Origin of the sequence: Poritiphilus flavus (assembly GCF_009901585.1) — a bacterium.
GTDB lineage: Bacteria > Bacteroidota > Bacteroidia > Flavobacteriales > Flavobacteriaceae > Poritiphilus > Poritiphilus flavus.
The window spans coordinates 376878-389233 of the sequence record NZ_WXYO01000006.1 but is presented as its reverse complement, the minus strand read 5'-3'; the positions used below and the strand labels follow the sequence as shown (position 1 = coordinate 389233).

The following is a 12356-nucleotide window of genomic DNA, read 5'->3' as shown; positions in this document are numbered from 1 at the left end:
ATTAATCCTGCGCTTGTCACAGGCTGTCTCTTTTAACTGCATATTGTATTTTAAGTTTTTGTTTCCCCCATTCTCTGGCTCTTTTCACATCTTTTCCCATATAAATATCTATCCGGTTAATCCATCGGCGGTGCATTTTATCTTTAACCAGGTAGACACCTTCTAATCCTTCAATTTTAACCATGGTATTATGTCTCAAACCCTTGCTTATTAAGTCTCTGGAAACCGCTATGCAGCGCATCCCTGGTTTGAGGGTATCTCCCCAGGCCGCAAGATTAGGCTGCCCTGATGTCTGCCAGGAAACGGAATTATAGGCAGAGGCCGTTACGCTTAGTTCTATCCAATCGAATTCCTTTTCTGCAGGCCGGGGCCGGCAGCATATCAAAAAGATAAGGACTAGCACAATGCCTGTTAGCAAAGGGAACCTAAATACCGTTTTAGCGCTATCCGGGAAGTTTAACATAGGTCGAATCTGTTGTCATCATTGGAAACTCCCTGGCCTGCCAGGCAGACTTTGCCCGATCTATTTTTTCCTTATCAGAAGAAACAAAATTCCAATAAATATGTCGTCCCTCCTCAAAAGGCATTCCGCCAAAGAGCAATAAATGGGTATTCGGATTCATGGTAATATTGCAGGCATCCTCTACCTTGGAGACCGCAATATTCCCTTTATCTACCAAGGTATCACAGGCTGTGATCGAGCCTTCCACAACACAAATACCTACCTCGCCCTTTAGTTGCCCTGAAATGTCCAGATCCTGCAGCTCTTTATTCCTGATTTCCAGCATAAACAAGGGAGAATGTACAGGGACCGGCGAGTTCTTGCCAAATCCACTACCGGCAATTAGCTTAAAGCTTATATCCCCTTCATTCCATCTAGGTAATTGATTACCAGGGATATGATGAAATTCAGGATCCACATCTTCCTTATCTTTTGGCAGGGCCACCCAGATCTGATAACCGTGGGCTCTGAAGGTATTGCCATTCCTAAGATCCGGGGGTGTGCGTTCGGTATGGGAAACACCTTTGCCCGCTACCATCCAATTCACCGAACCCGGGCTTATACGTTGACTAGTTCCCATACTGTCTTCATGCATGATCTCACCTTCAAGCATATAGGTAAGGGTTGCCAGTCCTATGTGAGGATGTTGGTCTACATCCATATACTTATTCGGGCCCAAGGTAGTCGGCCCCATATGGTCTATAAAAATAAAAGGCCCGATCATCCTTTTTTTGCGGAAAGGAATGAGCCTGCCTACCAGAAAATCCCCAATATCCCTGCTTCGTTCCGGAATAATTAGTCCGATGTTAGACATGATACACTTTTTATATCTTAGTTACGGAAAGTTACAATAATTCTAGGTGCATCAATATGAAAAAAGCAAGTCGTGTCCTCTTGATCTTTTTTTTACTACTCATTGTCTTATTAGCTTTCCAATATCCCAAGTTGGATATCATTTCAGGATATGCCGCGAAGAACATGTCGTCCAGTGTTTTTCTTGCTAAGCGAACGGCAGTTTCAGTTGCGCAAAACGACAATAATGTACCGCTTATCAGCGTAGCGGAAGTGGTTGTTGATCCTATGGCCAAAAATGCTACTGCGACCGTTTTTGGCCTAAAGGAAAGAAGAGCGGTATACCGCGAGGGGCTTGGGAGTGTTTTATTAAATGGAGATTCGGAATTACCAAAGGATTTGAAACGTCCGAATCGGAATATTCTAAAAGACAGCCTACCTTTCCCTTATGGCAATAACGGGACTAAGGACAGCATTTTTCCCGAAGTTGATTATCAGAAGCTCGATAGGGCACTACATATGGCCTTTTCTTCCCCGGAAATACAAAAGACCAGGACAGTTCTGGTGGCTTACAAAGACCATATAGTGGCTGAGAAGTATATAAGGGGCTTTGATCCGGAAACACCAATTTTAGGGTGGTCAATGACGAAAAGTATTCTGGCCACACTTTACGGGATTATGGAATATCAGGGGAAAATTGAACTTGAGGACAATGCCCCGGTAGCCGAATGGGAAAATGATTCCAGGGCTGAAATTAGTTATGATCACCTGCTAAGAATGCAAAGCGGACTGGAATGGGAGGAGGATTACAGTACCATTTCGGATGCAACCAGAATGTTCTTCTTCGAAGATGATATGAGTTCGGTTCAAAGAGGCAAAGAGACCATAGCCTCCCCTACTCAGGTCTGGAATTATTCCTCAGGGACCTCGAATCTCTTGTCCGGGATCCTTAGAGATCAATTCGACACCTACCAGGAGTACCTGGATTTTCCTTACAGAGAATTAATAGATAAAACAGGCATGTATTCCATGCTGATCGAAACTGACCTGAACGGCACCTATGTAGGCTCTTCATACGGCTGGGCAAATACCCGGGACTGGGCAAAGTTTGGCCTGCTATACCTGCATCGAGGCATGTGGAATGGAGAACGGATCTTTGCTCCGGAATGGGTTGATTATGTGAGTAGACCTACAGCGTTTTCCAATGGTGTATACGGAGCACATTTTTGGCTGAATTCGAGGGGTAAATATCCAGATGTTCCCAGGGATCTTTATTCGGCAAACGGTTATCAGGGTCAATATGTCTTTATTATTCCTTCCAGACAAGTGGTTGTCGTCAGAACAGGATTGGCAGGAGGTGAAAAATTTGATGTAAACGCCTTTTTGAAAGGGATACTGGCTGCATTTCCGAAGGATCCTTAGTAAATATCAAAATTCCGGCTTTTCACCACAAAAGGGCGGTCGCTCACAACAATAATTTCAGATTCTTTCTATTCCGGCTTATGTTTACAGTGTAATTCAAACAAGGAGTTAATTTTTTCATTTTCATATAGTGTTCTCGTAAAAGAGTCCTGATCAACTAGACAGGGCTCTTTTTAGTTTTGGAGAGGTTGGAGGGTTGGACGGTTAGATGGTTGGATTGTTAGATGGCTAGACTATTGGACGGTTGGACGGTTAGACTATTGGATGGTTGGATAGTTGGATGGTTAGATTACTAGACTATTGAATGGTTGGATGGTCAGACGGATGGATAGTTGGATGGTTAGATGGCCAGACGAGTAGATGATTGGATTGATGGATTGTTAGATGGCTAGACTATTGGATTGTTAGACGGTTAGATCATTAGACGTTAAGACGACTGGATGGTTTCTTAATTTTTGGTCGAATACTTTTTTGTATAACCTACGATGCATATGGTATATCGTACATCTGCAATATTTGGTCTATCAACTGTCAACTATCAACTATCAGCCTTTATCCTCCGAAGCTTTAGCGAAGGAGGGCTGTTCACTGATTACTGCAAACTGCTTAGTGCTTACTGAAATTGGGGTTCTAAACCCCACCCCAAACTTAAGTTAATCGTTGACACTGTATTTTAAAAGCAGGGAAGACTATGATTTAATTTGAAAATGTGGAAATGGATTGTCGATGGATGGATTGTTAGATAGCTAGACTATTGGACGGTTGGACGGTTAGATGGTTAGACTATTAGATAGTTGGACGGATGGATTGTTGGACGGTTAGACGGCTTGATAACTGGATTGTTAGACTGCTAGATGACCGGCTGAGAAGATAGTTAGCCAAAAACTATTCACTGATTACTGCCAACTGCAAACTGACTACTGAATCAAGGTATCCACTTATTCTTCCCAAAGTTGGGTTTGCGCTTTTCCAGAAAGGCGTCCCTGCCTTCTTTTGCTTCATCAGTCATATAAGCCAATCTGGTAGCCTCGCCCGCAAATACCTGTTGCCCAACCATACCATCGTCCGTCAGGTTCATGGCAAACTTCAACATTTTTATGGACGTCGGCGATTTGGCCAGGATCTCCTGTGCCCATTGGTATGCGGTTGACTCCAGATCCGCATGGGGCACTACCTCATTGACCATTCCCATTTCCCAGGCTTCCCGGGCTGAATAATTTCTTCCCAGAAAAAAGATCTCCCGGGCCTTTTTTTGCCCTACCAGTTTAGCCAGATAGGCAGATCCATAACCTCCGTCAAAGCTTGTAACATCAGCATCCGTTTGCTTAAAAATAGCATGCTCTTCGCTCGCCAGGGTAAGGTCGCAGACCACATGCAAACTGTGCCCTCCTCCAACAGCCCATCCAGGTACAACCGCTATAACTACCTTTGGCATAAAACGGATCAGCCTTTGAACTTCCAGTATGTTTAATCGGTGATAACCATCCTCGCCAACATATCCCTGGTGCCCCCTGGCCTTCTGGTCGCCCCCGCTGCAAAATGCATATACTCCATCTTTGGATGACGGGCCTTCAGCCGATAGTAATACCACACCAATAGTACGGTCTTCCATAGCATCGTAAAAGGCTTGGTACAACTCGCTCGTGGTTTTTGGCCTAAAGGCGTTCCGGACATCAGGACGGTTAAAGGCAATACGGGCTACGCCATCCGACTTTTTATAAGTGATATCTTCAAATTCCTTAACAGTTTTCCAGCTCGGTTCTTTCATTTTTATATCGCTATAAGTTGAAGCCTAATCCCAAAGGGGGTCGGCCGTTGTAATTTTGTCAATATTTTCAATTTGCACGAACCAGGAAGTACCTGCCCTGCCATCCACGCCTGGACTAACCAGGGAATCGTTGATGAAATCCACCATCAGCCCGGTAGAGTATCCGTTAGTCCCGCAGATCTTGACCCATTTGTTTTCGGGCCTGAATTGAATTTTGAGGGAGTCGTCTGCCAGGAAAGGCAGTTGTCCCAATATTTGAGGTACCTGGGCAAATACCTCCCTATTGTTAGTAATCGTAAGGAATTTAGCCTCCGTAAGGTGTTCAACGGAACGCGTGGAATCCTTTCGACCGCGCCCTCCGAAACCTACCCGTATCGGAAGACCGTTCCTTACTGCATCAATGAGTTTTTGCTTATCACCATACAGCGCATTCCCATTACGGTCGTTACGGTAAACCAGGATCCATTCATTGACAGATACTTCGGTATTGGATCTTGTCTCACAACTCAAAAGCGCAAGCAGAACGACACCAATGAAAGCAAACAGCGTTTTATTCATCTTCCAATAATCTTCATATTACTTCCCTAAAACCAGGAAGGCTAAAGGTAACATTTCTTGTAGTGACTGTTAATATAACATCTCTAATAATAACACTTAGGACTTCGAATTCTTTGCTTCGATCCATTTTGTAAAATACCTGGTACTGTTCATGCTGTGATGCCAGAGCATGGCCCCAATAAAGTTATATGTGCGCTCTTCCTGGAGTTGCTGCCCCAAGGTATCGATCCTTTGAAGTAGCTTTTCAAAATGATTTTCTTCCTGAAGTGATTCCATTACTAGCTTACCGCCTCGCTGCGCTTCTTTCCAGGCGGTCTGGTCATTGTATAGCTTTACCGCATTCTGCGCGAAGTCAGCCACATGATCTGTAATGCAGTTTCCCGGGAGTTGGTCCGTTGAAAGGCCTTCTGCTCCAATAGTTGTTGTAACAAAGGGAGTTCCCGTTTTTATGGCCTCAACAAGCTTGCCTTTTAAGCCAGCACCAAATCTAAGGGGAATAAGGCTTACCCGGGCCCGGGACAAGACTTCTGCAGCGTCTTCGGCCCATCCTTTGATCATAAACCCAACCTTCGGTTCATGCAGTGCTTTCAAGGTATCTGAAAAGTATGCCCCGTAAATATGGATCTCCGCAGAAGGTAGCCGGTGGCGTATTTCAGGCCAAATCGCTTGCTTTAGCCAAATAAGTGCATCAGCATTTGGGCTGTGCTTGCCATTCCCAATCCAAATAAAATTATTCCTTTGGTCAAAGGGGATATCGGCCAGCTTTTCCAGGTCCGGATCAGGATCTTCCATAAATGGCAGGTAATGCAAAAGCGAATCCTTTATTTGGAATTCCGACTTTAAGACCCTGAATTCGAATTCCGAGATAATGAGCGACAGGTCGGACCGCCATATGCTTGCCATTTCGCGCTTTGTGAGATCACTTTGTTTCCAGGAATTCACAGAGAACGCTACACCCTTGCCTACTGCCTCCTCCCTGGAACGTCTTAGGGAATGAAGATCTTCCGTATCCAGGATACGCAAGGCCTCCGGAAGCCGCGAAGCTACACGCCAACCATACTGCTCTTCCACCATAAACCTGTCAAAAACCACTATATCTGGTCTGTCTGCAACTAAAAACTCATCAAAACTGGAGTGATTCATCCTAATTTGCTTCTCGCTAACCCCAATAGCTTCAAGATCTGCCGAATAGGCCGTTTTCTGTGCGGCACTGGCGAAGGTAAGTCGATAACCGGCCCCTAAAAAAGCACGAATAAGCTGCATCATTCGGACTCCGGCGCCCGTAGTGGCAGGCTCGGGCCAGGTATGGCCAAGGATCAGAATACTTTTAGGACGGGGTTTGATGAGTGATGTATAATTTTTGATCTGATAAAAATCGTAGCCGCTGAGATCACATTCTTGCAGCGAACTTTTGTGAAATGTTCAAACGAAGTTTACGCTCGTAATCTTCTTCCAGCCATTCCTTATAGTTCTTGGTATTATTCATAATGCAATAAGAGTATTGTCTTACCCGATAGGCAATTTCCTCCTTAAGCTGCTTGGCCAGTATCCTGGCTTCAAAGACATCCTCGCTGTTCTCAACGCAGATCTGCGCGTGTTGTTCTATACTGCGTTCCAGTACGGTCTTAGACTTCAGGCCCTGGGCGAAAATCTTCTTGTATTCCGCCTTAATATCGAATTCGATATTTGTTGATTTGCCGAATTTAGCTCGAAGATCCGGAGGCATTTCGTAAACGAATTCGCGCTCAATATCCTCATCATTCTTAATGTTTTCCAGGAAGAAATCCGGAAAATGAAAGATCTCCTGCCAGTCTATAGGGGCGTCCCACATTCCGAATCTGGCAACGTTATTACCCAAATCCACGACAGAGAACTCGCTTTTACTTGGCAGAACCCGGGAGCCGCGGCCGATCATCTGAAAATAAAGGGTAAGAGATCGTGTTGCCCTGTTTAAGATGATAGTTTCCACGGTAGGTTCATCAAAACCGGTGGTCAGAATACTAACAGAGGTCAATATGGCATCAGGCGTAGAAGCGAACCATTCGAGGATCTCCCTGCGTTCTGAAGCGCTGTTCTTATTGTCCAGATGCCGAATGTTATATCCGGCTTTTTTGAATACCTCATAGACATAACGGGAGGTATTGATACCATTGTTAAAGATCAGTGTTTTGGTGCCCTTGCCAATCTCTTCGTAAGCGGTAAGAAGCTTGCCAAGCATATTCTGATTGCCGTAGAGCTCGTCTGAGGATTTAACGGTATAATCGCCATTTATCCCCAGTTTCAATGACCTGAGGCTTACATCGTAATTATAGACGTTAGCTCTGGCCAGAAAGTTCTTCTGGATGAGCGAAGCGATGGATTCTCCGACGATCAACTTCTTGTAGTTGTCCTTCATCGGAAGCTTGATATTGGAACTCAAGGGAGTCGCAGTCACTCCAAGAATTATAGAACTCTCAAAGTATTTAAACAATTTCCTGAAGGAGTTGTAATGCGCTTCGTCTATGATTACCAGACCCACATTGCTCAGTTCCACCATATTCTCCTGAAGCCGGTTATTCAGGGTTTCCACCATGGCCACATAGCACATATGCTCATTATCGTCCCTGAGCTCCTTAACATCGCTGTTAATGATCATATTCTTTACCCCGAAACCGCTTAGCATATTAGAAGTTTGCAAGCTAAGCTCTATTCTATGCGTAAGTACTACAACCTTTTTTTTGTTCTGGCTGATGTACCTCTTTGCTATCTCAGAAAAGACCACTGTTTTACCCCCTCCTGTCGGAAGCTGATATAAAAGATTCACATCAGACGGGGCCTCCTCAAGGTACTTAAAGATGGAATTTAAGTCCTGTAGCTGGTAGTCGTAAAGTGTCTTTTCTATGTGGGCAGTATTGGATTGCAATGAAGAATAAACTTAAATTTCAGTTCTTTTTTTTGAATTTGGGGGTCTTTTTTCCGCTCCAATTTTGCAAAACTAGATGTTTTTTATCCTTAAATGAAATTTAATGTCCAAAAACTAGACCCTAATATCCCTTTTCTCTGGAAACTTCATTTTTTAGGGGTTCTCCGGAAAGAAGTCGACTGTAATTCTCCAGCAGTTGTGGAACTACAGAGGCGATGTCCGAGACACTGGCAATATGCGGGGTCATATGAACTTTTGGGTGTTGCCAAAAAGGGTGTTCTTTTTCAAGAGGTTCCCGGTGATAGACATCCAGGCAAGCCCCTGAAAGATGTCCGTTATCGATCATTTTCAGAAGATCCTCATCCACCAAATGCCCTCCTCTTGCCACATTGATCACGTAGGCTCCTTTGGGCAGCTCAGCGAAAAGCTGCCTACTGAGTATCCCTTCCGTAGACGGTGTAAGCGGTAGCAGGCATACCAGGATCTCGGACTGGCCGAGAAAAGTTGTGAGTTCTTTACTTCCGTAGACCTTGAGTCCCTCAAATTCTCTGGCCTTGCTCGCCCATCCGACAACCTGTGTGCCAAGGGCTACCAAATCCCTGGCCAGGGCCTGGCCCAGCTCCCCCATTCCAAGTATCCCAACAGTAGTATCTTTAAGACGACGATATGGCAGGGGTTGCCAGACTCCTTGAGATTTATCCGAATCGTACTGATGCAGGTTTTTGAGGTAATTCAGGATCTGGGCTATCACGAATTCAGACATGTCACTGGCCAGAAAAGGATCTATTACCCTGGTAATTGGAATAGAGGGATCTATAGTGTTGTCCTCAAAAATGAAATCCACACCGGCTCCAAAGGAAGCGAGGCACTTTAAATTAGGGTAATTCGCAAGAATTCCTCTGGGGTGCTTCCAGACCAGGACCATACTGATCTTTTCCGCAGGATGCTCTTCCAAATAGCTGTAGATCTCCAAACTGGGGTCCGCTTCCAGCAGTTTTTGTTTCCATTCATCAATTTTTCCATCCTGTCTGATAATAACTATTGCCATATAGATCTAATCAATACTGTCCAAGGCCCGGGAAAACCCTTCCGAAAGGGGCCAGCGTTGGGTTAATGTTTCTTTGTAGATGCGCAGCACGCGTTCCTTGAAATCAGGTAGTAGCAGATGCAAACTGATATGTTGAACTACCTCCTTGAACGAATTCAGCATACTTTTGTAGAAAGCATCAGGGACTTTTCTTTCTGCAGAAAAAGACTGTGCGATCTCCAGGTTGTAAAGCATCAGATCCGCAAGCATAACAGGATCCATTCCAAGGGTTCTAAAGCGTTTGATGTACTTTTGAGCCACGGACCTCCTCGCCTTCGGACGCCTTCGCTTCAGCGGAAAATACTCGTTGGAGATCTTTTGTTTAGCTTCCTGAATGAGTTTCTCCTCCTTTGGATTGAAAACAAAGTCATAATAATCTTTCACCACCGGAAAGCGCTCGTACAAGTCCACTATTTGCGCTTCCAGGGCGTCTTTTTTAAGCTGTGTCAGATAGGATTTCAAAGCCCGTTTGCTCATGGATCGAAGATACGCATATCGCCCTGAAAATAGCAAGTCGGCTATTCTTTTTCATCTTACTCAAAATCGGAAATCCCAACTGGTACCCGACAGAATATAACGCTCATAAGTATTGTATAATATTAGCTGTTTCCTTTTGGAAAAACGGGAATAATAATGTATAATATTAGCTTATAACTTTCTAAATCCTTTCAGCATATATGAGGCAACTAAAGATTATCAAGCAGGTAACTAACCGTGAATCCAAATCCTTAGACAAATACCTGCAAGATATCAGCAAAATTGAACTAATCACTGCTCAAGAAGAAGTAGAACTGGCACAAAGAATAAAGGCTGGAGACCAGGCCGCCCTTGAAAAACTAACCAACGCTAATCTGAGATTTGTAGTATCCGTTGCTAAACAGTACCAGAACCAGGGTCTTAAACTTCCCGATCTAATCAACGAAGGCAACCTGGGCCTGGTTAAGGCGGCTAAAAGATTTGATGAAACCCGGGGCTTTAAATTCATCTCATACGCCGTTTGGTGGATTAGACAATCCATACTGCAGGCCCTGGCGGAACAGTCGCGTGTAGTGCGATTGCCGTTGAACAAAATAGGCTCTATCAACCGTATCAAAAAAACCTTTTCTTACCTGGAACAGGCTCACGAACGCCCACCTTCGGCTGAGGAGATCGCCAAGGAATTAGATATGACCGTAAGCGAAGTAAAGCAATCCATAAAGAATTCGGGGCGGCATATCTCCATGGATGCGCCCTTAAAGGAGGGTGAAGAATCCAATCTTTACGATGTAATGAAGGCTGGGGAATCTCCCAAACCGGACAAAGGCCTTATGCAGCAATCCCTGAATACTGAAATAAACAGGGCGCTGGAAACATTGTCCCCAAGAGAGGCAGATGTGGTAAAGTTATATTACGGTATTGGTGACAGACAATCGATGACACTGGCAGAGATAGGTCAAACCTTTGATCTTACAAGGGAAAGGGTTCGTCAGATCCGGGAAAAGGCTATCCGCAAATTGCGGCATAATTCAAGAAGTAAACTACTGAAGGCCTATTTGGGCTAATTAAGATGAGACATTAGAAGTAATACGAAAAGGGAGTCTTCACTCCCTTTTTTAACAATCTATACACTAAAAACACTTAAGAACAGCCTAATCGGCTGATATCGTAATCTGACAAAATCTCATTAAGATCTTCCAGGAAGTTTAAGTAAGCCGCGTTGTCTTGATTTTGGTTTGCCATATCTGTAGGTTTTAAAAAAGAACTAGCCGGTTGGACTATAAATAATCCAACTCGGCTAACTCATTTAAACTTAAAATTTCATTTAAATCTCGGAGGAAAGCAAGATATTCCTCCCCGTAGGTATCGTATAGCATGGTAAGATTGGTTTTAAACTATTGAGATTTGGGAATCAATAATCATATAGTAAACCTATTTAAAATGAGGGCCTAAAACAACAAAATGTGGTGAAGCTTTCTTTTTTTGTTGTGAACGCATGTTAATTAAGAGGTTATGCCTGTATTAAAACTTAACCTTATATATAAAGCCCGCTCCAACAGACCAAATGAAATTCCCGGGTTCGGCGAATAGCTCCTGCCTGGCAAAGCTGAGCTGCGCTTTGTATATGTTAGGAGTACCCTTTGCAGTGAATTGATATTCCATATTAACCCGCTGAGACTCCAGGTAAAACAGGGTTTCAGAAAGTACGGTGTTGTCCAGGATAATCTGCCTGATTTCAGGGCTATATCCCATACCGGCGGAGATCCCTAGATAGTTTTCAGCATCCTTGAGGTATCTCCTAACCAAAAGATTGCCGGAAACCCTGGTTAGGTTATTGGATCTCGGGGTAATATAACTGCGTAGTGAGAAGTAGTAGTTTCCTTTGTAATAGCCCACAGAATTGGTTATTATAGAAAGTTCCCGGGCGTCAAAACTGAGGTACCTGCCGCCCGCGGAGAATTCCATGGCCCAGGGTAGATTGACATAAAGATCTCCGCCCACTTTGTGATTTGGGAAAATGGACGCGTTGGAATATCCATAATTCATATAGGCATAGAAGCGTTTGGAGAACTTCGGATAAAAGTCAATATCGTACTGTAAGCCGTTAGTTTCAAACTGATTACTGTAATTTATCCGGGGAATAATGCTTCCGGCAAGGGTTTGTCTTTTGTATTCTACACTCGCGCGGACCATTGGATCGTAGAAGTCATTGAAAACCGTAAAGCCATTGTTAACCGAAAACATGTTTTTTGGTCCCTTTTTCTCTTTGGCATCCTTGGCCACTTCCTTCGTAGTTTCGGTCTTTTTATTCGCCTCTTCGTTTTTCTTGCTGCTCTTCTTATTTTTCCTCACTTTTTTCAGGCTTATTCCTTCTCCCGGATCTTCATTCCATGGGGGATAAACCTGGTTTTCTATCAGATCCATTGCCCTTTGCTTAAGCCTTAGTAATTCCGGGTCTTCCTTAATATATAGCAGCGCCTTGTTCGCGAGTCCCAGGGCGGTGGCCCCGTTTTTCAGGTATAACTCATTTTTTACCGCGGAAACCCACACTCCCCTGTTCCCCCGCGCTCTGGAGGTTACCTTATTGAATTCCTTTCGGGCTTCTTCATAATTGCCGTCCCAACTCAAGGTCCTGGCGAACAGGATTCTGGCATCCAGGTCTGAAGGGTCATCAGCCAGAAGTTGTTCCAGCGTGGTCCGTGCCGCTTTGTGGTCCCCTAAAAGGGCCTTTTTCCGTGCATTCTGAAAAGGCAGGGCCGGAGTCTCATTATAGGCCAGGTCTTGTCCATGGATCACTCCAAAAAACGGCAAAAGCAAAAGGATGATATGTTTTTTAAGACTATTCACA

11 protein-coding genes are annotated in these 12356 nt (G+C 44.3%); 2 read left to right on the top strand and 9 right to left on the bottom strand.

Annotated features, from left to right (window positions below; translation table 11 throughout):
- Positions 1-16 precede the first annotated feature (16 nt).
- Positions 17-403 (bottom strand): 3D domain-containing protein, encoded by a 387-nt coding sequence (locus GTQ38_RS14415; protein WP_161436249.1) that lies wholly within the window; start codon positions 401-403, stop codon positions 17-19.
- Between the two features lie 40 nt (positions 404-443).
- Entirely contained in the window at positions 444-1316 is an 873-nt protein-coding gene (locus GTQ38_RS14410; RefSeq protein WP_161436248.1) for a pirin family protein, read from the bottom strand.
- A 56-nt stretch (positions 1317-1372) separates the two neighbouring features.
- Here GTQ38_RS14410 and GTQ38_RS14405 point away from each other — a divergent pair, with 56 nt between their 5' ends.
- Positions 1373-2716, top strand: a complete 1344-nt coding sequence (locus tag GTQ38_RS14405; protein ID WP_161436247.1) for a serine hydrolase domain-containing protein — start codon at positions 1373-1375, stop codon at positions 2714-2716.
- A 925-nt stretch (positions 2717-3641) separates the two neighbouring features.
- Here GTQ38_RS14405 and GTQ38_RS14400 read toward each other — a convergent pair.
- From GTQ38_RS14400 to GTQ38_RS14375, 6 genes are all read right to left on the bottom strand, one after another.
- Positions 3642-4484, bottom strand: a complete 843-nt coding sequence (locus GTQ38_RS14400) for a 1,4-dihydroxy-2-naphthoyl-CoA synthase (RefSeq protein ID WP_161436246.1) — start codon at positions 4482-4484, stop codon at positions 3642-3644.
- Between the two features lie 24 nt (positions 4485-4508).
- Entirely contained in the window at positions 4509-5042 is a 534-nt protein-coding gene (locus GTQ38_RS14395) for a hypothetical protein (protein ID WP_161436245.1), read from the bottom strand.
- A gap of 96 nt (positions 5043-5138) precedes the next feature.
- On the bottom strand, positions 5139-6308 hold the full coding sequence (locus GTQ38_RS14390) for a glycosyltransferase (RefSeq protein ID WP_161436244.1): 1170 nt from the start codon (positions 6306-6308) through the stop codon (positions 5139-5141).
- Between the two features lie 124 nt (positions 6309-6432).
- The gene (locus GTQ38_RS14385; RefSeq protein ID WP_161436243.1) at positions 6433-7944 is read right to left on the bottom strand and encodes a DEAD/DEAH box helicase; all 1512 of its coding nucleotides are present in this window, start codon (positions 7942-7944) and stop codon (positions 6433-6435) included.
- Between the two features lie 121 nt (positions 7945-8065).
- The gene (locus tag GTQ38_RS14380; protein WP_161436242.1) at positions 8066-8992 is read right to left on the bottom strand and encodes a 2-hydroxyacid dehydrogenase; all 927 of its coding nucleotides are present in this window, start codon (positions 8990-8992) and stop codon (positions 8066-8068) included.
- A gap of 6 nt (positions 8993-8998) precedes the next feature.
- A complete protein-coding gene (locus tag GTQ38_RS14375) occupies positions 8999-9508 on the bottom strand; it encodes a DUF6155 family protein (protein WP_161436241.1) in 510 nt (169 codons plus the stop codon).
- 200 nt (positions 9509-9708) lie between these two features.
- On the opposite strand from GTQ38_RS14375, the gene GTQ38_RS14370 reads away from it, so the two are divergent.
- A complete protein-coding gene (locus GTQ38_RS14370; RefSeq protein ID WP_161436240.1) occupies positions 9709-10572 on the top strand; it encodes a sigma-70 family RNA polymerase sigma factor in 864 nt (287 codons plus the stop codon).
- A 457-nt stretch (positions 10573-11029) separates the two neighbouring features.
- Here GTQ38_RS14370 and GTQ38_RS14365 read toward each other — a convergent pair whose 3' ends face one another.
- Complete coding sequence (locus tag GTQ38_RS14365) at positions 11030-12355, bottom strand: YaiO family outer membrane beta-barrel protein (protein WP_161436239.1); 1326 nt, start codon at positions 12353-12355, stop codon at positions 11030-11032.
- Position 12356: the final 1 nt, after the last annotated feature.